This window comes from Pseudomonas sp. NPDC089569 (genome assembly GCF_050280625.1).
In the GTDB taxonomy this organism is placed as follows: domain Bacteria; phylum Pseudomonadota; class Gammaproteobacteria; order Pseudomonadales; family Pseudomonadaceae; genus Aquipseudomonas.
In genome coordinates, this window is record NZ_JBNNVQ010000019.1 from 49,869 (window position 1) to 70,869 (window position 21,001).

At 59.9% G+C, this 21,001-nt stretch carries 14 protein-coding genes; 4 read left to right on the forward strand and 10 right to left on the reverse strand.

The window, feature by feature from the left end; translation table 11 throughout:
• The first annotated feature begins 112 nt into the window (after nt 1–112).
• Together ACQKP2_RS11395 and oadA are read left to right on the forward strand one after the other, a co-directional pair.
• The gene (locus ACQKP2_RS11395; protein ID WP_427576433.1) at nt 113–1,528 is read left to right on the forward strand and encodes an acetyl-CoA carboxylase biotin carboxylase subunit; all 1,416 of its coding nucleotides are present in this window, start codon (nt 113–115) and stop codon (nt 1,526–1,528) included.
• Between the two features lie 11 nt (nt 1,529–1,539).
• Nucleotides 1,540–3,348: a sodium-extruding oxaloacetate decarboxylase subunit alpha gene (gene oadA, locus ACQKP2_RS11400; protein ID WP_427576434.1), complete on the forward strand. Its 1,809-nt coding sequence runs from the start codon at nt 1,540–1,542 to the stop codon at nt 3,346–3,348.
• 150 nt (nt 3,349–3,498) lie between these two features.
• Here the strand turns inward: oadA and ACQKP2_RS11405 are convergent, their stop codons facing one another.
• From ACQKP2_RS11405 to ACQKP2_RS11415, 3 genes are read right to left on the reverse strand one after another with little or no spacing between them, the layout of a single operon-like run.
• On the reverse strand, nt 3,499–4,176 hold the full coding sequence (locus tag ACQKP2_RS11405; RefSeq protein WP_427576436.1) for a GNAT family N-acetyltransferase: 678 nt from the start codon (nt 4,174–4,176) through the stop codon (nt 3,499–3,501).
• A gap of 18 nt (nt 4,177–4,194) precedes the next feature.
• Nucleotides 4,195–4,641: an N-acetyltransferase family protein gene (locus tag ACQKP2_RS11410; protein WP_427576438.1), complete on the reverse strand. Its 447-nt coding sequence runs from the start codon at nt 4,639–4,641 to the stop codon at nt 4,195–4,197.
• 9 nt (nt 4,642–4,650) lie between these two features.
• A complete protein-coding gene (locus tag ACQKP2_RS11415) occupies nt 4,651–5,274 on the reverse strand; it encodes an FMN-binding negative transcriptional regulator (RefSeq protein WP_427576439.1) in 624 nt (207 codons plus the stop codon).
• 90 nt (nt 5,275–5,364) lie between these two features.
• Here ACQKP2_RS11415 and ACQKP2_RS11420 point away from each other — a divergent pair, with 90 nt between their 5' ends.
• The gene (locus ACQKP2_RS11420) at nt 5,365–6,915 is read left to right on the forward strand and encodes a PLP-dependent aminotransferase family protein (RefSeq protein ID WP_427576440.1); all 1,551 of its coding nucleotides are present in this window, start codon (nt 5,365–5,367) and stop codon (nt 6,913–6,915) included.
• Between the two features lie 6 nt (nt 6,916–6,921).
• On the opposite strand, the gene ACQKP2_RS11425 is transcribed toward ACQKP2_RS11420, so the two are convergent.
• The 7 genes from ACQKP2_RS11425 to ACQKP2_RS11455 form a co-directional block, all read right to left on the reverse strand.
• Nucleotides 6,922–8,406, reverse strand: coding sequence for a hypothetical protein (locus tag ACQKP2_RS11425; protein ID WP_427576441.1), 1,485 nt, complete (start codon nt 8,404–8,406; stop codon nt 6,922–6,924).
• A 404-nt stretch (nt 8,407–8,810) separates the two neighbouring features.
• The gene (locus tag ACQKP2_RS11430) at nt 8,811–9,911 is read right to left on the reverse strand and encodes a polyamine ABC transporter substrate-binding protein (protein ID WP_427576442.1); all 1,101 of its coding nucleotides are present in this window, start codon (nt 9,909–9,911) and stop codon (nt 8,811–8,813) included.
• Nucleotides 9,912–9,922: 11 nt separating this feature from the next.
• Nucleotides 9,923–10,954, reverse strand: a complete 1,032-nt coding sequence (locus tag ACQKP2_RS11435) for a histone deacetylase family protein (protein WP_427576444.1) — start codon at nt 10,952–10,954, stop codon at nt 9,923–9,925.
• A 251-nt stretch (nt 10,955–11,205) separates the two neighbouring features.
• Complete coding sequence (locus ACQKP2_RS11440; protein ID WP_427576446.1) at nt 11,206–12,198, reverse strand: AraC family transcriptional regulator; 993 nt, start codon at nt 12,196–12,198, stop codon at nt 11,206–11,208.
• Between the two features lie 73 nt (nt 12,199–12,271).
• Nucleotides 12,272–16,864: a dermonecrotic toxin domain-containing protein gene (locus ACQKP2_RS11445; protein ID WP_427576447.1), complete on the reverse strand. Its 4,593-nt coding sequence runs from the start codon at nt 16,862–16,864 to the stop codon at nt 12,272–12,274.
• A gap of 167 nt (nt 16,865–17,031) precedes the next feature.
• Entirely contained in the window at nt 17,032–18,036 is a 1,005-nt protein-coding gene (locus ACQKP2_RS11450; protein ID WP_427576448.1) for an asparaginase, read from the reverse strand.
• A 335-nt stretch (nt 18,037–18,371) separates the two neighbouring features.
• Nucleotides 18,372–19,796 (reverse strand): aspartate ammonia-lyase, encoded by a 1,425-nt coding sequence (locus tag ACQKP2_RS11455; protein ID WP_427576450.1) that lies wholly within the window; start codon nt 19,794–19,796, stop codon nt 18,372–18,374.
• Nucleotides 19,797–19,976: 180 nt separating this feature from the next.
• On the opposite strand from ACQKP2_RS11455, the gene ACQKP2_RS11460 reads away from it, so the two are divergent.
• Nucleotides 19,977–20,894, forward strand: a complete 918-nt coding sequence (locus ACQKP2_RS11460) for a LysR substrate-binding domain-containing protein (RefSeq protein WP_427576452.1) — start codon at nt 19,977–19,979, stop codon at nt 20,892–20,894.
• Nucleotides 20,895–21,001: the final 107 nt, after the last annotated feature.

Sequence of the window (21,001 nt, forward strand, 5' to 3'; positions counted from 1 at the left end):
TGTTAATCCCTTGTGGGCGCTAGTGTGGGCTTGCGACCAAATTGAAACATTTGGTCACGCGTCGACCTGGTCTAGCAGGTCGTGGGTACCACCGGCTCAAGGGAACCTCCAAGTGATAAAAAAGATCCTGATCGCCAACCGTGGTGAGATTGCCGTACGAATCGTGCGTGCCTGCGCCGAAATGGGCATCCGCTCGGTCGCGATCTATTCCGACGCCGACCGTCATGCCTTGCATGTCAAGCGTGCGGACGAGGCCCATAGCATCGGAGCCGAGCCGCTGGCCGGTTACCTGAACCCGCGCAAGCTGGTGAACCTGGCTGTGGAAACCGGTTGCGATGCGTTGCACCCCGGTTACGGTTTCCTTTCGGAAAACGCGGAACTGGCGGAAATCTGCGCCGAACGCGGCATTAAATTCATTGGTCCATCGGCTGAAGTCATTCGCCGCATGGGCGACAAGACCGAAGCCCGCCGCAGCATGATCAAGGCGGGAGTGCCGGTCACTCCAGGCACCGAAGGCAACGTCTCCGGCATCGAAGAAGCGCTGTCTGAAGGTGATCGCATCGGTTACCCGGTGATGCTCAAGGCCACATCCGGTGGTGGCGGGCGCGGTATCCGTCGTTGCAACAGCCGCGAAGAACTCGAACAGGCATTTCCGCGGGTTATTTCCGAGGCCACCAAAGCTTTCGGTTCCGCCGAAGTGTTCCTGGAAAAATGCATCGTCAACCCGAAACACATCGAAGCGCAGATTCTCGGCGACAGCTTTGGCAACGTGGTGCACCTGTTCGAGCGTGACTGTTCGATTCAGCGCCGCAACCAGAAGTTGATCGAGATCGCCCCGAGCCCCCAGCTGACCCCTGAACAGCGCGCCTATATCGGTGACCTGTCGGTGCGTGCGGCCAAGGCAGTGGGTTACGAGAACGCCGGCACCGTGGAGTTCCTGCTCGCCGAGGGCGAGGTGTACTTCATGGAGATGAACACCCGGGTGCAGGTGGAACACACCATCACCGAAGAAATTACCGGCATCGACATCGTTCGCGAGCAGATCCGCATCGCCTCCGGCCTGCCGCTCTCGGTGAAACAGGAAGACATCCAGCACCGTGGTTTCGCGCTGCAATTCCGGATCAACGCCGAAGACCCGAAAAACAACTTCCTGCCCAGCTTCGGCAAGATCACCCGTTACTACGCACCCGGCGGCCCCGGCGTACGGACCGACACGGCGATCTACACCGGTTACACCATCCCACCGTTCTACGACTCCATGTGCCTGAAGCTGGTGGTGTGGGCGCTGACCTGGGAAGAAGCGATGGACCGTGGCTTGCGGGCCCTGGACGACATGCGCGTGCAAGGGGTCAAGACCACCGCCGCCTATTACCAGGAAATCCTGCGCAACCCGGAATTCCGCAGCGGCCAGTTCAACACCAGCTTCGTTGAAAGCCATCCTGAGCTGACCAACTACTCGATCAAGCGCAAACCCGAAGAGCTGGCCCTGGCCATCGCCGCCGCCATCGCCGCCCACGCAGGCCTGTGAGGAATAGAACAATGAGCAAGAAGATTCATGTAACCGACACCATCCTGCGCGACGCCCACCAATCGCTGCTCGCGACCCGCATGCGCACCGAGGACATGCTGCCGATCTGCGACAAGCTCGACAAAGTCGGCTACTGGTCGCTGGAGTGCTGGGGTGGCGCGACGTTCGACGCTTGCGTGCGTTTCCTCAAGGAAGACCCGTGGGAGCGTCTGCGCCAATTGCGTGCTGCATTGCCCAACACCCGTCTGCAAATGCTCCTGCGTGGCCAGAACCTGCTGGGCTACCGCCATTACAGCGACGACGTGGTCAGGGCCTTCGTCGCCAAGGCGGCGGTCAACGGTATCGACGTGTTCCGTATTTTCGATGCCATGAACGACGTGCGTAACCTGCGCGTAGCCATCGAAGCGGTGAAAGCGGCGGGCAAACATGCCCAGGGCACCATCGCCTACACCACCAGCCCGGTGCACACCATTGACGCCTTTGTGGCGCAAGCCAAGCAGATGGAAGCCATGGGTTGCGACTCGGTGGCGATCAAGGACATGGCTGGCCTGCTGACACCTTACGCGACCGGTGAACTGGTCAAGGCATTGAAGTCCGAGCAATCGCTGCCGGTATTCATCCATTCCCACGATACCGCTGGCCTGGCCGCGATGTGCCAACTCAAGGCCATCGAAAACGGTGCCGATCATATCGACACCGCAATCTCCAGCTTCGCCTCGGGCACCAGCCACCCTGGCACCGAGTCGATGGTAGCCGCGCTCAAAGGCAGCGAGTTCGATACCGGTCTGAACCTGGAGCTGTTGCAGGAGATCGGCCTGTACTTCTACGCCGTGCGCAAGAAGTACCACCAGTTCGAAAGCGAATTCACCGCGGTCGACACCCGTGTTCAAGTCAACCAGGTACCGGGCGGGATGATTTCCAACCTGGCCAACCAGTTGAAAGAGCAGGGCGCTCTCAATCGCATGGCCGAAGTGATGGCGGAAATCCCGCGTGTTCGCGAAGACCTCGGCTTCCCGCCGCTGGTGACCCCGACTTCGCAAATCGTCGGCACCCAGGCGTTCTTCAACGTGCTGGCCGGCGAGCGCTACAAGACCATCACCAACGAAGTGAAGCTTTACCTGCAAGGCGGCTACGGCAAGGCGCCGGGCACCGTTAACGAGCAACTGCGTCGCCAGGCCATCGGCAGCGAAGAAGTGATCGACGTCCGTCCGGCCGACCTGCTCAAGCCGGAAATGGCCAAGCTGCGTGCCGACATCGGCGCGTTGGCCACCTGCGAAGAAGATGTGCTGACCTACGCCATGTTCCCGGACATCGGTCGCAAGTTCCTCGAAGAACGCGCTGCCGGCACCCTGACGCCTGAAGTGCTGCTGCCGATTCCGGAAGCGGGCAAGGTGGCTTCTGCGGGCGGCGAAGGCGTGCCGACCGAGTTCGTCATCGACGTGCACGGTGAAACCTACCGTGTGGACATCACCGGCGTCGGCGTGAAGGCCGAAGGCAAGCGCCACTTCTACCTGTCCATCGACGGCATGCCGGAAGAAGTGGTGTTCGAACCGCTCAACGAATTCGTCGGCAGCGGCAGCAGCAAGCGCAAACAGGCCAGCGCACCGGGCCACGTCAGCACCACCATGCCAGGCAACATCGTCGACGTACTGGTCAAGGAAGGCGACATCGTCAAGGCCGGCCAGGCCGTGTTGATCACCGAAGCGATGAAGATGGAAACCGAAGTCCAGGCCGCCATCGCCGGCAAGGTCACCGCGATTCACGTGGCCAAAGGTGACCGGGTGAATCCGGGTGAGATCCTGATTGAAATCGAAGGCTGAATAAACAGCCTCGATCTACCGCTTTAAACCTCGGGGGAGCATGTGCTCCCCTTTTTTTGTCTCTACATTCGCTCCCGAAAACATTGCTGATCCTGGAGGAGCGAGCGGCGCGGCGATCCGATGCGCCCGCGAATACGGCCGCTAAGTCACTTACGATGTTGCGCGACACTCCACCAACGTCTTCACCTGCCCAGAGCTCACCTGATTTTCATCACTCAACCACTTCTCGAACCCGGCACCAATCGCCGGCCATTCCGAATCCAGGATCGAATACCACGCCGTATCCCGATTCTGCCCCTTGACCACCATGTGTTGGCGGAACACGCCTTCAAAGCTGAAGCCCAGTCGCTCGGCCGCGTACTTGGAGCGGGCGTTGGCGTTGTTGCATTTCCATTCCAGGCGGCGGTTGCCGAGGGCGAACGACTCCTTGGCCAGCAGGTAGATCGCTTCGGTACTTTTCGGCGAGCGTTGCATCGGGGCGCCGAAGGTGACGTGGCCGATTTCGATGCGGCCCTGGGACGGCACGATGGACATCAGGCTGAGGATGCCTTGCACCTGGCCGCTGGCGCGGTCGATGACGCTGAAGAAGTACGGGTCGCTGCTGGCTGCGTGGCTGTTCAGCCAGTCGTTGAATGCGCTGCGCTCCGGGAACGGGCCGTACGGCAAGTAATCCCATAGCTTTGGATCGGCACCGGGGCCTTGCAGGGCCTTGAACAAATCGTCGCCGTGGCGTGCCGGGTCGAGTTTTTCCAGGCGAATGAAACGCCCTTCGAGGGTTTGCACCGTCGGTGCCGGGACGCCTGCCCAGCCGGCGAGTGAAGTCGACATGCTGTTTCTCCTTGAACCTTAAATGGCTTTGCGAAACTGGATAAAACCGGGGCGTTCGGCGACGCGTTCGTAAAGCTGGATCGCAGTGGCATTGGTTTCGTGGGTCAACCAGTGCACCTTGCAGCAACCATCGGCCTTGGCGGTAGCGTAGACAAACTCGATGAGCTTGCGGCCGACACCGGTGCCGCGGGTTTCAGGCGTTACCAGCAGGTCTTGCAGGTAGCAGGAGTTTTCGATGCTCCAGTTCGAACGATGGTAGATGAAATGCACCATGCCCACCGCTTTGCCATCTGCCCAGGCGAGGGCGGCATGGGTCGGTTCGTTCGGGTCGAGCATGCGTTGCCAGGTGTTCTGAGTAACGGCTTCGGGCAGCTCGGTGTTGTAGAAGCGCAGGTAGGCCTGCCACAGCGGCAGCCAGGCGGCGTGGTCGTCGGCGCTGACCTGGCGGATTTGGATCTGGGTCATGTTCATTCCTTAGCGCATCAAGTGGGCGAGGGTTTGGTCGTTCACGTCAGGACTGGCGGCCAAGCCTTCGCGCACGCCTGCAATGTCGGCGGGGCTGCGGTTTTGGCTGAGTTTGCGCTTACCTTCCAGTCGATCGATGGGGATGGCGAAGCCGACGATGGCCTTGAGCATGCCGTCGATGTAATCGGCGGGTGCGTCGTCGACTTTCCACGGTTTATCGCGGCCGGATTCGTGGCGGTCGGTGAGGGTACTGACGATGTCAAGAAGCCGCCCGCCGTCACTGAATGTTTCGGCACGGCCATAGGCGTGGACTGCAACGTAGTTCCAGGTCGGCACGACCTTGCCGTGCTCAGCCTTGCTTGGGTAGAAACCCGGGCTGACATAGGCATCGGCACCGGAAAATATCAGCAGCGCTTCGGCGCCGTCGCGCAGGTCCTTCCACTGCGGATTGGCCTTGGCCAGATGTCCGTAAAGCGTGCCATTGGGACCTTGTTCGCGATGGAGCAGCACCGGCACATGGCTGGCTTGCAAGCCATGTTCTCCATGGGTCACCAGTATGGCCAGGCGAGTGGCGAGGATCAGTTCGTGCAGTTGGGCCAGATCATCGATGGCAAAGGCTTTGGGCGTATACATGGAAATATTCCTTGGCGATTGCTTGCATCCTAGGCAGGCTATTGGTCTGTTGTAAGAGCCATTAATGACCAATTTCATAGGTCCATTACCATGACGGATGTACCGCTTTCCTTGTCCTTCAACCCGGCGGGTATCGAGCTCGATCGTCGTCAGGGGTTGAGCCGCCAGCTCTATCAGGCACTGCGCATGCGAGTGCTCGACGGTCGGCTGGCCAGCGGCACACGTTTGCCGGCCAGTCGCGATCTGGCCGCCGCCCTGGCGATTTCCCGAAATAGCGTGGTGCGCGCTTACGATCAGCTCTATGCCGAAGGATTCATTGAAGGACGGGTGGGGGACGGGACTTATGTCGCGCAAATAACTTCCAGCACTTTGCCAGGCAAAAAACTATCCACAAAAGTATCCACAGGGATTTCAACAGACTTACCCACAGGGTTATCCACAAAACAGTCGAATTTACCTGGTGTTTTATCCAGCGAAGTTATCCACAGCGGCGCATTGGCACGTGTTGAAAGGAATCATTTACCGACGCCGCCGAGCGGTCCGCCCAGAGCGTTTCGAGTCGGGGTTCCCGCCTTTGATCTGTTTCCTTTTGAGGTCTGGGCCAAGCTGAATGCGGCTTTCTGGCGCAAACCGGATTTACAGCAGCTGTGCTACGGCGACCCGTCTGGCGATGCGCGACTACGCGCAATGATCGCCGCGTATCTGCGCAGTTCGCGTGGCATGCAGTGCACAGCTGAACAAATTGTGATCACCAGTGGTGCGCAACAGGGCATCAGCCTTTGTGCACAGTTGCTGGTGGAGCCTGGCGATGCCGTGGCGATTGAAAATCCAGGGTATCGCGCAGCAGGTCATGCGTTTGCGGTAGCGGGGGCGCGCCTGCATGGCGTCGCGGTAGACAGCGAGGGCATTGACTGCACGCAACTGGCTCGGCTGGGTGATTGCCGCCTGACCTATGTCACGCCATCCCATCAATACCCGACCGGCGTGGTCATGAGCCTGGCGCGACGCCTGGAGTTGCTGGCCTGGGCCGAGCGTACCCAGGGCTGGATCGTCGAAGACGATTACGACGGCGAGTACCGTTACAGCGGCGCCCCTCTGGCACCCTTGGCGGCGCTCGACCGGCAGGGCCGGGTGTTGTACGTCGGGACTTTCGGCAAGGTTGCGTTTCCGGCACTGCGTTTGGGTTACCTGGTGCTGCCGCCGGGGCTGGTGCAGGCATTCGCGCAACGGCGCGCCGTGGACGTGCGGCATTCCGAAGTGAGTACACAGGCCGTCATGGCCGAATTCATGGCCGCCGGGCATTTCCAGCGGCATATCCGGCGCATGCGCCGCGCGGCCCTGGGGCGTCGCAATTGTCTGTTGGCCCATTGGCCGGCCAACATCGAAGGCGTCGGCAGCCCGCCCGCCGTGATGGCCGGACTGCACATGACCGTCGCGGTGAGCAGTCTGGCGCGCGAGCAGGAGCTCATAGAACAGGCTGAAAGTGTGGGCGTCGAGGTCAACGGTTTGAGTAGTTATTGGTTGCCCGATTCGAAGGAGCCGCTGGATCAACGCGCCGGCCTGGTGCTGGGTTTTGCCGCCGTGCCAGAACCTGCGATCGAAAAGGCTTTGGCACGATTGCGTGAGGTCTGGTGCAACTGATCCTGTTCAGGCCGGTGCAGGTTCAGGCTTGAGAAAAAGGTCCAGAACCGTCGGATTTGTAATCCGGCGCAATGCGTTGTCCACCGGGTCGAAGGTGCTCAATTCCTGACGCCGTGGTTCCGGCAATGTTTGCAGGTAGGCATCGGCAAATTTAAGGTGAGCAGCGGTGAACTGATCATCGGCGTCGGTCAGATGGTCGTAGTGAAAGTGTGCGACCCATAACGGTTTGTTGTGCTGAGACTTGTCCAGGACTCTGTATTCCTGAAAGTAGTCCTGGCGTTGCCGGGTCTTGATACGGCCGCGTTCGTCTTTGACTATTTCCACCAGATTGTTGTCCTTCAGCCATTGCAGGTAAGTTTCCCGCGGCCTGCGCCCGGCAATCATGGCGCCGTATACCGCGACTCCTTCGCGACGGGTTCTGGCGGCACCGGCACGCAACTCTGCGCCAAGGCTACCAACTGGAAACTCCGCGGCTTTGCGAGCCAGTACACCCTCAACATCATTGGCCGATTGTTCGAGACGTGTCGCATGCTGATCGAACAGGTCCTTCATGTCGGCCGGCACGCGGGAAGGTCGCTGTGCGTCGGCGCGTGTACGCCGGATGAAGCCATCGAGTTCGTCATTCAGGTCAATTCCCTTGCTCACGATGGCTGCATCGTCCAGTGCGGTGGGCTGTGGTGGGCGCCTGGGCATGGCTTTGATGACGGGAACGGTTTGCGGTGGGGCCACAGGTTCGGTCGAGGATGACTTTTCAGCCTCGACCCGAGGTCGGGATTTGCTGACCTTGCCCATGACTCGGGAGGTAGACGCTTTAGGCCCTGGTCTGGTCTGCGACTTCACAGGTACTTCGTCCGGGTCGGGAAGTCGTGCGAGCAAACGAGCGCGAGCCTGCTGATGAAATTGCTCGACCAGATATCGAATGCGCTTGAATCGAACGGGCTCCAGATGTTCGGCCCAGGCAACGGACAGTTCCTCCAGTCGTCGCTCGGCATCTGCCAGACGGTCGACCAGTTCCGTGAGCTGTCCGAAATCCAGCGCCGGCTCATGCATCGATGACGCGTCGACGGGGTTCGCGGCAAGGGTGTGGCCGGCATCGGCCGCGTTATCGAAAACGGTCACGACAAGCTCACGCAATGTCTCTGTGTCAGTGTCTTGAAGCTCCCGCAGGCACAGCTCGGTGGACATTCCGATCTCGTTGGCTTCGAAGTGAAAATGAGTGAATGGAGGTAGCAGCTTTTTCAAGTCTGCGGACACTTTACGGGTGGCTCCGGTGTCGCCATCCAGTGTGTTCAGCGAGGTATGGAGTCGTCCAAGGCGATCGACGATCTGGTTTCCCACCACGATGGCTTTTTCGGCGGCAGCCATGTGCTCGGCGCGAGCAAGCGCAATCTTCGCTTCTGTGACCAGCGGGCCCGCGATGGTGGCGTACTCGCGCACTTTCATTCTCATCCAGACGCTGAGGTAACGATGCTGTTCCACGGTAAAGCGCATCAGTTGCTTCTGATAAAAGCCCCCGTTTCCCCCTGCTTCGCGCCACGCTTGGAGTTGATCGAGCGCCTGGGTGTAACCGTTGGACAGTTCATCGGCCTCTGAAACGTAGGTGCTGATCAGCGCCGGATCAGGGCAAGGTAGAAGGCGAGGGCGTGCGGCGGGCGGTAGATAAATAGTGCAGGCAAAAAAAGACCCGCGTCAGGGCGTAATGCTGTTCCCTTGAACGAAGGTTACTTACTGTAGGAGCGAGCATGCTCGCGATGATCCTGAGAGCGACGCGGGGTGTCAGGTTTCCAACGTTATTGTTGGCGATCATCGCGAGCATGCTCGCTCCTACAGAGAATACCTTCGCTTAAGTGAACAGCATTACGCGTCAGGGCGGGTCTTTCGATTCAGCGGTGCGGTCAGGTGCCTGACTTGATCTTGGTCCAGGCCCTTGTCCGCGCACGTTCGGCATCGCGTGGCAACGGTTGCAGGGTATAGAGCGTGCCCATCGCCGCTTCGGTCGGGTACAGGTTCGGGTTGTTGCGGATCGCCGGGTCGACCATGCCGGTGGCGTCCTTGTTCGGGTTGGGATAGCCGACGAAGTCACTGACCGGCGCAATCACCTGGGGTTGCAGCAGGTAGTTGATGAAGGTGTAGGCGTCTTCCGGGTTCTTCGCACCTTTGGGGATGGCCAGCATGTCGAACCAGATTGGCGCGCCTTCCTTGGGCAGGCGCATGTCGACGACCACGCCGTTCTTGGCTTCCTTGGCGCGGTTGGCGGCCTGGGAGAAGCTGCCGGAGTAACCGACCGCGACACAGATGTCGCCGTTGGCGATATCGGCCATGTACTTGGACGAGTGGAAGTAGGTCACGTACGGGCGGATTTTCATCAACAGCGCTTCAGCCTTGTCATAGTCAGCCGGTTTTTTGCTGTTGGGGTCCAGACCCAGGTGCTGCAAGGCCAGCGGCAGGATCTCCGAGGGTGAGTCGAGCAGGGCGACACCGCATTGCTTGAGCTTGCTGATGTTCTCTTCCTTGAAGATCAGGTCCCAGCTGTCCACTGGAGCATCGGCACCCAACACGGCCTTGACCTTGTCCGGGTTGAAGCCGATCAGGATGGTGCCGTACATGTAAGGCACGGCGAACTTGTTGCCCGGATCGTTGGCTTCGATCAGCTTCATCAGCTTCGGATCAAGGTGATTCCAGTTCGGCAGTTTGCTGCGATCGAGCGGCTGGAACACACCGGCCTCGATTTGCTTGGCAAGAAACACGTTGGACGGCACCACCACGTCGTAGCCGGAGTTGCCGGTCAGCAGCTTGGCTTCCAGCGCTTCGTTAGTGTCGAAAATGTCGTAGACCAGTTTGGTCTGGGTGTTCTGGGCCTTGAAGTCTTCCAGGGCCTTGGGGGTGATGTAGTCGAACCAGTTGTAGACGCGCAGGGTGCGTTCTTCTGCGTGAGCGGCGCCGCCAAGCAGCGTCGCGCACAAGGCCGGGGCGATGAAGCGCTTGAGTCTGTTCATTGTCGTGTTCCTCATTGCGCGCTTTCAAAGCCTTCAAGCACGTTGACCGCGTTGATACCGATTTCTTCCACCGCGTAACCGCCTTCCATGACAAACAGCGTCGGTTTGCCAAGCGCGGCAATACGCTTGCCCATCGCCAGATAATCCGGGCTGTCGAGTTTGAACTGGGAGATCGGATCATCCTTGAAGGTATCGACGCCCAGGGACACGACGATGATGTCCGCACCGTAGTTTTCGATTTCTTTGCAGGCCTGGTCCAACGCCTGGCTCCAGATGTCCCAACCCGATCCTGCGGCCAATGGATAGTTGAAGTTGTAACCTTCACCGGCGCCTTCGCCACGTTCGTCTTCATAGCCGAGGAAGAACGGGAATTCGGCTTCCGGGTGACCGTGGATCGAGGTGAACAGCACGTCGCTGCGCTCGTAGAAAATCGATTGGGTGCCGTTGCCGTGGTGGTAGTCGACGTCGAGAATCGCCACTTTTTTATGGCCCTGGTCGAGGAATGCCTGGGCGGCGATGGCGGCGTTATTGAGGTAGCAGTAGCCGCCCATCAAGTCGCTGGCGGCGTGGTGTCCTGGTGGACGGCACAGGGCGAAGGCACTGTGTGCGCCCCGCTGGATTTCCGCTTGAGCGGTCAGTGCCACTTGGGCGGCGCTGTAGGCGGCCTGCCAAGTGCCGGCGGTGATCGGGGCGCCGCCGTCGAAACTGTAATAACCGAGTTCGCCGTGCAGGCTGGCGGGTTTGATGCGACGCAAGGTGCGGGCAGGCCAGGTGTAGGGTAGCAAGTCGCCGTCAGTCTTGAACTCGGTCCAGCGAGCCCAGGCGCCTTTGAAGAAGTCGAGATAGTCGCGGCTGTGGATGCGCTCGATGGGGCCCAGACCGAAGTCCTTCGGCTCTTGCACGGGCCCCAGTTGCTGCTTTTGCACGCGGGCCAGCACGTGGTCGGCACGCGATGGCATTTCGAAGCAAGGCTTGAGTTGCCCGTCTATCAATTCGCAACGGCCGTGGTGCAGGTGGTGATCGTTCGAGTAGATCGTCAGCATATTGTTGTTCTCCGCAGGCTGATTCGGTTGAACACAGTCTTGCGGCAGGAAAGATTTTGGAGAACGTCAGGAAAGGCCAAAAGGGGATCGATATGGCCAAAATACCTGACCGAAATTCGCCCCTCCTGAGAAACCCCACGTATCCACTGTAGGAGCGAGGCTTGCCCGCGAAGGCGTCAATGGAAACGCTGAAAGGTTCGCGGGCAAGCCGGATCGCCGCACCGCTCGCTCCTACGGGGATTGGTGGTGTTTCAGGGGCGAAACTGGCTCGGCGCCACACCGCTCCAGCGCACGAATGCATGGCGAAAACTGGCGGTTTCGCTGAAGCCCAGTGCCTCGGCGATCCGGTAGATCGGCAGTTGATCCTCGCAAAGCATCTGCTTGGCCTGCTCGAAGCGCAGTTCGTCGAGCAATTCCTGATAGCTGCAGCCCATATCTTTCAGGTGGCGGCGCAGGGTTCGCGCCGAACAGTTCATCTGTTCAGCCAGCCCTTCCAGCCCCGGCGCGGCGTTCAGTTGCGCGCTGAGCAGTTGGCGAATCCGTCCCAGCCAGGCCTGGCGCCCGGTGAACTCGGTGTTCTGCTTGCGGCAGCGTTCGGCCATGGCCTGATGGGTGATGACGTCGGCCAGTGGCAAGGGTTGGTCGAGCCATTTTTTGTCGAAGGCAAAGGCGTTGTCCCGTGCACCGAAGTGCAGCGGGCAGTGGAAGTGTTCGGTGTAGGTCGCTTCATAATCGGGAGCGGCATGTTCGAAGCGCGCGGCCAGCAATGGCAGCGGATGCCCGAGCAGGTCGTCACAGGTGACTTTCAGCGAGACCAGGCAGAACTCGGCGTTGAACGCCGCCAGCGCCGGGCTCTCCCGATAATCGGCCGCGACGAACCAGACGCGCTCGCCATCGTCCTCCAGGCTCAGTTCGAAAAGTGTTCCCAGCAGCGCCGGATAACGCATCGCCAGGCGTAACGCGTCACCGAAGGTGGCACTGGTCAGCAATGCGTAGCCGAGAATGCCGTAGGACGAAACGTGCATGCGCCGTCCCAGCTCCAGACCGATATCGTGCTTGAGCGCAACGGCATTGGCGCAGACCTGCATCTCCTGGTTGGTGGTGATGCGTGTGTCGGCACGGCTCAGATCCGCCGCGCTGATGCCGCTTCCGGCCAACAGCGCGTCACCGGACAGACCTTCGGCCTTGAAAGCGTTGAGTACCAGCGAAACCGCATTGAGGGTGGTGAGATGGGAGTGGAGCATGGGCCATTCCTGCCGTTGGTTGACGGTATGACAGCAAGTAGCGTGCCGTGAGTCGGCACGCTGGCAAAGGCATTCAATCCGGAGTGAAAAAAATCCGCCGGGCTTGCTCCGTACCCACCATGCTGCGGTAAAACGCCAATCGTTGTTGCTCGGGCAGGCTTGTGGCCACATCTGCCGCCAGGCCCATGCGTTGTTCTTGCGGGGTTTTCAGGCGTGCATAAGTAAAGGTCCTGGCCGGGCTCCACGAGGTCGTGTAGTGGAAGTGCGCGTACCAGAGGATCTGCTGGTCGCCTTTATCCTTGATGGCGTATTCGTCCAGCCAGGTGGGTTTGTCAGCCTTCAAGCGGCGTCGGGAGACGGTTTTGGTGATGCTGACGTATTGGTTGTTTTTGAGCCACTCAAGGCCCGAGACCGTCGGTGATTGTTGTTGGGTCAGTTTCAGGCGATCGACTTTCGCCTGTCGCAAGAGCGTCTCTATCGCATCGTAGAGCTGTTTATTGATGGTCGCCGCCGATGGCGGCCGGCTCTCGGTTACATTGAGCCGGGTCAGCGCCCGCTCGATGTCGCTACTGGCTTGCTCCAGTTGCCGGGCCTGGTCGTGGTACAGGTATTCGACTCCCGCGGGGGTGCGCGTTGGCTGATTCATTTGTGTCGCCATGCGGGTGTTGAAGGCGCCCAGGTCGTCGAGCAAGGTCTGGCCGGTCCGCAGGCTGGTTTGCAGGTCGACCGGAGTGCTCGGTGCCTTGGTCCTTGTCACACGCTCGACCCAAATCCCCGGCGCTTTCTCGTGAAAGGTCGCAATGACCTTGTTCGTCAGCGGTGAGGTGATATCCACGAGGCTGGTTTCCAGTCCCAGTGCATTCAGTTGCGGCTCGCCGATGAGCACGCCGTTGTAGCGGGTTCTGATGAATATCTTCTTCGGCCTGGGCGGGGGGGCGAGCAGTCCGCGAGTGGCCCTGGCGGTGGCCCTTTCTTCCAGTGCCAGTACCAGGTGGCTGGCACCTCGTTTGCTGAACTCATCGATCTGCCGGCGCAATCCTTCGACCGGCTTGCTGAGTACATGGGCAGTGAATTCGTTGTGGAAATCCTGTAATCGGTCGTCGATGACATTGAACTGTTCGATCAGGCCGTTGAGTATTTCGATTCGTTCCTCCAGGCGTGCCGGACCAAGAAGGTCCAGGGTGTCTCGCAAGGTCTGGATAGCAATGTCGGCGCCGTCGACGATTTTATCGAGGGTGGTCCAGGCGTCCGCCGCTGTCGTGAGGCTGGCGGGTGTCAGGCACAGGTTGCGCGCCATGGTGACCTGAAGCGCCTTGAGATCATCGACGGTGTAGGCCGGAAGCAGCTTTTTGCTGCTTTGAACCAGACGCATGCCTTCTTTTTCCAGGGACTTCAGTTCGCCGAATCGTGACTCGATACCTTGCAGGCGCTCGATCATGTCCTGATTCAATCGCGTCATGATGCGAGCATCGTCGATGTAGCGTTGCTGCCGGTCTTGTGCCTGTTGTTCGACACGGTCCAGAACGATGCGCAGTTTGGGGGTAAAAGCAGTCAGTGCTTCACGAATACCGGCATGGCCAAGATCCAGCTGGGCCTTGAGGTAGTTGAGTGCTCTTTTCTGGTAGTCCGGTAATGGCGAAAAAACCTGCAGTGCCTTGAGGCGTTGCAAGGCTGTTTCATAGTCCGCGCGCTGAGATTCCAACCGTTGTAGATAGAGCTGGCGTTTGCCGGCGGTGGTGTCAGGCGTGGCTTGAGTCATCGCTTGATGAGCCTGTTGCAACTCGCGTTGAGCGGCGGCCTTGCCATTCTCGAACGCCGTCAGCTGTGTACGTAGCTCCGTTGCACGCTGCTGTGCCAGTACCTCGGCTTTTTTGATCAGGCTTTTGGGTCCACCGCCGCGCAAACGCAAGCGGGTGTCGATGAACCATTCACCCTTAAGGTTTTTGACCAGGACCGGTCCGGTGCGATCGGCCTGCTTCGGGTCAATGATCACGACATCCTCATTGTCGTTCACCGTGACCTCGAACCAGCGTGATCCCACCGGCGCATACCATTTGTGGTTGGCGCCATAGAGGTGTTGCCAGGCTCCGGCTTCGCTGTTGGCTGTACCCAGCCGTGGGGGACGGTCGGTTTTGAAGCTGTCCAGCACCTTCGACAGGCTGCTGGCGCTGCGACTGAGGGCCCCGATGCTGAACAGGTTTTGATCCTGCGCAGGCAGTGCTTCCCCGGCGAGGTCGGGGAGTTTCGTCAAAGTCAGAGGTTGCCTGATCGGAGCAGGTTCCGGCCGGGACGTATCATTTGCCGGGCGCTTTGGCGTCGGCCCGCGAGTGGCGATGTGCAAGGTGATCGCCATGCCGAGATTGAGCAAGACATCAATGAGTGCAGCCCACTTCGCCGGCGTGTCATTTTTCTCTCGGGCTTCGACCAGCGTGTTGAGCTGATCCATGATTTGCCAGATCCATGCCGCGATGCCAGCGGTGCGCCCCAAAAATGGCAGCACGGTGCCGAAAATCATCCATCCGGCCTGCTTGAAACTGGCCCAGCGGCTCTCCGCATTCGACACCGATTGTCGGTCCGCCATCTTCACCAGCGCGTCGGTGTTGGCCTTGAACAGTGCCGAGAATGGATCGCCGCTCACCTCCTGTTTACCGAGTGTCATCGGACCGGTCATTGTTTCGAGTTTGTTGGCATCCACCAGAAAATCCGCCACCACCCAGGGCGATGGCAATGCGTTGGGGAAGACGTAGTTGGCATAGTCGTCGCGCACATCATCGGCCAGCCAGGCCAGCACCGAGTCACGCAGGTTTGCAGATTGCGCAATGGCGTACAGCAAATTGGTTGTGGAAGGGTATTGGGTCAGGGGTTGATCGAGCATCGGCCGATAAAGCAGACAGGGGCCAGCCGATGGATCGCGGGGGCCGATCACGAACATGTTGGCGACGATGTCCGTCGTGGTATCCCGCCGGCGCTTGGGCAGGAAAGCCAAGGGACGGATGACGATGGTTTGCCCATCGACTGTCCGGTTCTTCGCCTCGGGCTCCATCAAGGCGGCAACGTAACGGCAGCCCAGCGAGTCGATGCCGTCCTGGCCGCGAATTTTGCATTGCAGCGCCAGCAACGGTAATTGGATGCGCAAGTGCTTTGTGTACAGGGCCTGTCGCCGTTGAGCCTCCAACGGATCATCCAGCAGTTTGCTTTTTATCAGGGCCGGGTAGGCACTGCCGATGTCGATCCTGGTGATGAGTCGTTCGATGTACTCGACGGTCATCCAGGCAGGGAGCGCCGTGCCCTTGGTTGAGTGAAGGGTTTTATCGCCAATGGGCAGCACGATCAGGTTTTGCAGGGCCAGATCGGCAAGACGGAAGGCACTGCGTTCGATTTTGCCGGGAACGATGAACGTACCCCAGATGACAGGGCTCTGGACGCGCAATTCGAACGATTCCAGATCCAGTGTTGCGGCCTCGGCATGGTCCTTGAGCATTTCAGTCTTCAACGCATGCAGTGCGTAATCGGTGATGAGCGGGATGTCATCCAGGAAGGACTTGCCTGCGTTCAGGCTGTGCAGGGCGGCAAGGTCCTTGAGGTGACGTGCATAGTTGTTCAAGTCGGGGAGAGAGGCGGTTTTCAGCCAGTCAGGCAACTGGTTCTCGTACCAGCCCACATCGACTGTGCCCTGTATTTCGGCTTCCTTTGCCGGTGGTGATTGAAGTGATCGATCGATAGGACTGACGAACCTGAGATCGGAGAAGTCCAGTGCTGCGATGGCCTCGAGCTGCAGGGAAATCAGGCGACAAGCCTGGCGATCGAAGAAGTTGCCGTCGGGTTCCCACAGCTGCCATTGCAGCTCCCGAGAGTCTGCGTAATGGCCGACCATTGCCGACAGCGATTCACTGAACTGCTCCAGCGAAGTGAATTTTCGAAAACCGTTGGTCAGTGAATGAGTCAGCACCGTGGTGCGTTCACCTTCGCTGCCGATCAGCACGGCGATCGACGTTTGTCGCGGTTGTTTTTCGTTTCGGTTGTCGATCAGGTAGCAATCGACCAGGCAGGCTTTGATGCCTTTCATGCCGGACGTTCGATCATCGAACTCGGGGGTATTGAACAGACTGCGGGCCATGCGGCAGTCATCGGCGGTCCAGCCGGGTACGCGCTCGACATTCCATAAATTGCGTAGCGTGCCGGACAGCGTCTGCCAGCGTGGACTGCCATCTGCACTGGCCTTGTTCCAGTACGTCACCTGTTCTTCCTGGTAAGCGCTGAGCATGACCGGTGCCAGCGCATTGAGCAGGCGGGCGATTTCATCCATACGCACAGGCAGATGAATGGCGGGGTCGGCAATCGGGTAGCGGGTAAGAAAGTGCTCACCCTCGATGTAAAGGGCCGGGATGCCCAGGATGGCTTGGTTCGTGAGGATATCCGTCAGCGTTTGATACTTGATGGGGCCGGGCACAATCTCATCGTCGATAAGCTCCCATTGGGGCGTACCTGCCAGCGTCAGGTTCGGGTCGATTTCGAGTGTCGGATACAACGCCTGCAAGGCCGGGCGCAGAAGCCCTGCCGCCACTTCCCGAAAGTCGGGACCCACGTAAAGCTGCGTGATCAGTGCTTCGGTGGGGCTATGAAGCGTGGGGTTTTGTTGCGTGGAGGTAAAAGCGGGTGAATTCATGGTGCATCCCTGCCTGTCGACTTAGTGGAAATGACCGGAGGCAAGCCTCTGGTTCATCCATGCTAGGAATACGTCGGTCGGGCAGGGTGGTAGTTATGTATGCTTCGGCAAACCTCAGGGCGCCTTGTGCGCCTGAGGTCCTGGATTTTGCTGGCAAGAAATATCGCTCAGCTCAGCTCGCCGCACAGGTCGAGTTCGACCAGGCGCCGTACTTCTAAGGTTTCAAGCCCGGCACCCAGCAGCGCATGCAATTTGCCCAGTGCCGCTTCGCGCGTCATGCCGCCGCCGGACAGTACGCCAACGCCACGCAAACGGCTGCCTGCCTCGTAAACATCCAGCTCGACACCGCCTTCATGGCACTGGGTGACGGCGACCACCACCACATCCCGGGTCCGCGCGCGATCCAGGCTGGCGAGAAACTCAGGGTTGTCGCTCGGCCCCGTGCCGCTGCCGTAGCACTCCAGCACCAGGCCGCGAATGCCGCTGTCGAGCAAGCCGTCGACAATCCCGGCACTGATGCCGGGAAACAGCGGCAGCACGGCAACCTCCGCCCGTTGCCTTGGCTGGTTGTAGTTCAACGCCGTGGGCAATGACGCTGCTTTCACGCCGCCGCCCTGACGTTCCAACCGCTTGAACGGGTGACGACCAAAACTGCGGACCTTCGCGCAGCGGGTCGGGTCGAGCAGTTCGCCGTGGAAATACAGATGCACGCCAGGTGCCAGGCCTTGGCCCAGGGCAACCAGTGCCCCGCCCAGGTTTTCCCAGGCATCGCTGTCGGTCACACCGGCGGGCAGCATCGAACCGGTAAAGCACACACGGGCGTGCAGACCCAGCAGTTGAAAGCTCATGGCCGCGGCGCTGTAGGCCAGGGTATCGGTGCCGTGCAGGATCAATACGCTGTCGCAGCCTTGCACGTCGACGGCCTCGACCACCGCTTCGCGCAATTGCTGCCAATAGGTCGGCGTCATGTTGGCGCTGTCGATCAGCGGTGCCATCTCGCGAAAACGCCACTGTGGCACGACCAGGTCGGGTTGGCTGTGCAGGTAGTCGCGCATCCGCGCTTCAAAACCGGATGCTGGCGCCAGGCCGTGGGCGCTGGCTTGCATGCCAATGGTGCCACCGGTGTAGAGCACCATGACGTGCTGGGCGGCGGGGTAGGTCGACGAATTCATGAAGATTCTCCGGAAGGAAGAGTTCCTGTGGGAGCGAGCCTGCTCGCGATAGCGGTATGTCAGTCATCACGAAGTTGACTGACAGTGCGCCATCGCGAGCAGGCTCGCTCCCACAGTTTTCTGCACTTTAACTGACGGGCGTAGAGGATGCGCCCGTCATTTTTCCCGTCAGCGTTGTGCTGCATTCAGTCATAAGAAGGTGTTGCTTCTGTAGGAGCGAGCGGTGCTGTAAAAAGACAAAAAAAAGGGCCTGGAGAGTGATCTCCAAGCCCTCAAAAGGTGAGAGGTGTCTAGTCCCTCGACCTGGTGAGTGGTGCTACAGATAACGCGTCGGATCAGGCCTTGAGCGGAACCAGACGCGGAGCAATCATGTTTTCCGGGCGCAGGATGTCGGCGAGCATGGCGTCGTCGAGCAAACCTTCTTCGCGCACCAGTTCCAGCACGCCGCGACCGCTTTCGAGGGCGACACGGGCGATACGGGTGGCGTTTTTGTAGCCGATGTACGGGTTCAGCGCGGTGACCAGGCCGATCGAGTGCTCGACCAGTTCACGGCAGCGTGCTTCGTTGGCGGTGATGCCGACGATGCAGTGTTCGCGCAGCATGTCCATGGCACGTTGCAGCAGGCGGATCGAGTCGAGGATCTTGAAGGCGATCAGCGGCTCCATCACGTTCAGTTGCAGCTGGCCGCCTTCGGCCGCCATGGTCAGGGCCAGGTCGTTGCCGATGACCTGGAAGGCCACCTGGTTTACGGCTTCCGGAATAACCGGGTTGACCTTGCCTGGCATGATCGAGCTGCCTGGCTGACGCGCTGGCAGGTTGATTTCGTTGATGCCGGTGCGTGGGCCGCTGGACAGCAGGCGCAGGTCGTTGCAGATCTTCGACAGCTTGACCGCGGTGCGCTTGAGCATGCCGGAGAACAGCACGAAGGCGCCCATGTCGGAGGTAGCTTCGATCAGGTCGGCAGCAGGCACCAGCGGCTGACCGCTGATCAGTGCCAGACGCTGTACGGCCAGGGCCTGGTAGCGAGGGTCGGCGTTGATGCCGGTGCCGATCGCGGTGCCGCCCAGGTTCACTTCAGTCAGCACTTCCGGGGCCAGCGTCTTCAGACGGGCCAGGTCTTCACCCATGGTGGTGGCGAAAGCGCGGAACTCTTGACCCAGGGTCATCGGTACGGAGTCTTGGAGTTTGGTTCGACCCTTCTTCAGGTCGTGGTTGAATTCTTCTCCGTTGGCCGCGATTGCCTGTATGTGGCTGTCGAGGCTGGCCAGCAGCGCGTCGTGACCCAGCAGCAGACCCAGACGGATCGCAGTCGGATACGCGTCGTTGGTCGACTGCGCCATGTTCACGTCGTCGTTCGGGTGCAGGTACTGGTACTCGCCTTTCTGGTGACCCATGGCCTCCAGTGCGATGTTGGCGATCACTTCGTTGGCGTTCATGTTGGTCGAAGTGCCAGCGCCGCCTTGAATCATGTCCACCACGAACTCTTCGTGGAAGTCGCCGCGGATCAAACGTGCACAGGCTTCGCTGATGGCAGCGTGCTTGGCTTCGCTCAGGTGACCCAGCTCACGGTTGGCGTCGGCGGCGGCCTGTTTAACCATGGCCAGACCAACAACCAGTTTCGGGTAATGCGAAATCGGAACGCCCGAAAGGCGGAAGTTATTCACCGCTCGCAGGGTCTGGATACCGTAATACGCTTGAGCGGGTACTTCGAGTGCGCCAAGCAGGTCATTTTCTGTGCGGAATGATGCAGCGGAGGACATGATAGAAATCATCTCAATATGGACCCGGTCTGTGCCGGAACACTGCAAATGCTAGGCTTGTGGAGAATTTTCGGCCAATGCTGTTAAACACTGCCCTATGCATATTCGGCATAATGCCCGTGTGACGCCGTGTTCACGGCGAACGTGTGACCTAATTTGGTGCGTTTTCGGGAGGGCGTGATGAATCTGGAAAGTAAATGGCTGGAGGACTTCAGTGCCCTGGCCGCGACCCGCAGCTTCTCCCAGGCGGCTGAGCGTCGCTTCGTGACCCAGCCTGCGTTCAGTCGGCGAATCCGTAGCCTGGAAGCCGCGCTGGGGCTGACCCTGGTCAATCGCTCGCGTACGCCGGTCGAGCTCACGGCGGCGGGGCAGTTGTTTCTGGTCACTGCACGCACAGTGGTCGAACAGCTGGGTGAAGTGCTGCGTCACCTTCATCATCTGGAAGGCGGGCAAGGCGAAGTGATGCAAGTCGCCGCGGCTCACTCGTTGGCACTGGGTTTTTTCCCGCGCTGGATCGCGCAACTGCGCAACGAAGGCCTGAACATCGCCACGCGGCTGGTGGCGACCAACGTGGGTGATGCGGTGCATGCGTTGCGTGAGGGCGGCTGCGACTTGATGCTGGCGTTCTATGATCCGGACGCGGCGATGCAGATGGACCCGGAAATTTTCCCTTCGCTGCATCTGGGGCATACCGAAATGCTTCCGGTCTGCGCCGCGGACGCCGATGGCAAGCCATTGTTCGATCTTGAGGGCGAGGCCAGCGTGCCGTTGCTGGCCTATAGCGCCGGTGCGTTTCTGGGGCGTTCGGTCAATGGTCTGCTGCGCCAGCGCGCCTTGCGCTTTACCACGGTGTACGAAACCGCCATGGCCGACAGCTTGAAAAGCATGGCCCTGGAAGGCCTGGGCATTGCCTGGGTACCGCAGTTGAGTGTCCGTGCGGAATTGGCGCGCGGTGAGCTGGTGGTATGTGGCGGTCCGCAATGGCATGTGCCGCTGGAGATCCGCCTGTACCGCTGCGCCCTGGTCCGCAAGGCCAACGTACGGTTGTTGTGGCGCAAGCTCGAAGGCGGCGCGGCGCAAAATACAACCGGTACTTGAAACCCTGCAGGACCTTGTGGGAGCTGGCTTGCCAGCGATTGCGGCAGGTCAGTCACCTTCCATGTTTGCCAATGTGACGCCATCGCTGGCAAGCCAGCTCCCACAGG

What these genes read in the sequence shown, in the direction of transcription:
- ACQKP2_RS11425 (WP_427576441.1), bottom strand. Translation starts at nt 8,406, where the DNA reads ATGCGCTTTACCGTGGAACAGCATCGTTACCTCAGCGTCTGGATGAGA.
- oadA (WP_427576434.1), top strand. Translation starts at nt 1,540, where the DNA reads ATGAGCAAGAAGATTCATGTAACCGACACCATCCTGCGCGACGCCCAC.
- ACQKP2_RS11435 (WP_427576444.1), bottom strand. Translation starts at nt 10,954, where the DNA reads ATGCTGACGATCTACTCGAACGATCACCACCTGCACCACGGCCGTTGC.
- ACQKP2_RS11450 (WP_427576448.1), bottom strand. Translation starts at nt 18,036, where the DNA reads ATGAATTCGTCGACCTACCCCGCCGCCCAGCACGTCATGGTGCTCTAC.
- ACQKP2_RS11440 (WP_427576446.1), bottom strand. Translation starts at nt 12,198, where the DNA reads ATGCTCCACTCCCATCTCACCACCCTCAATGCGGTTTCGCTGGTACTC.
- ACQKP2_RS11405 (WP_427576436.1), bottom strand. Translation starts at nt 4,176, where the DNA reads ATGTCGACTTCACTCGCCGGCTGGGCAGGCGTCCCGGCACCGACGGTG.
- ACQKP2_RS11455 (WP_427576450.1), bottom strand. Translation starts at nt 19,796, where the DNA reads ATGTCCTCCGCTGCATCATTCCGCACAGAAAATGACCTGCTTGGCGCA.
- ACQKP2_RS11445 (WP_427576447.1), bottom strand. Translation starts at nt 16,864, where the DNA reads ATGAATTCACCCGCTTTTACCTCCACGCAACAAAACCCCACGCTTCAT.
- ACQKP2_RS11430 (WP_427576442.1), bottom strand. Translation starts at nt 9,911, where the DNA reads ATGAACAGACTCAAGCGCTTCATCGCCCCGGCCTTGTGCGCGACGCTG.
- ACQKP2_RS11410 (WP_427576438.1), bottom strand. Translation starts at nt 4,641, where the DNA reads ATGACCCAGATCCAAATCCGCCAGGTCAGCGCCGACGACCACGCCGCC.
- ACQKP2_RS11415 (WP_427576439.1), bottom strand. Translation starts at nt 5,274, where the DNA reads ATGTATACGCCCAAAGCCTTTGCCATCGATGATCTGGCCCAACTGCAC.
- ACQKP2_RS11420 (WP_427576440.1), top strand. Translation starts at nt 5,365, where the DNA reads ATGACGGATGTACCGCTTTCCTTGTCCTTCAACCCGGCGGGTATCGAG.
- ACQKP2_RS11460 (WP_427576452.1), top strand. Translation starts at nt 19,977, where the DNA reads ATGAATCTGGAAAGTAAATGGCTGGAGGACTTCAGTGCCCTGGCCGCG.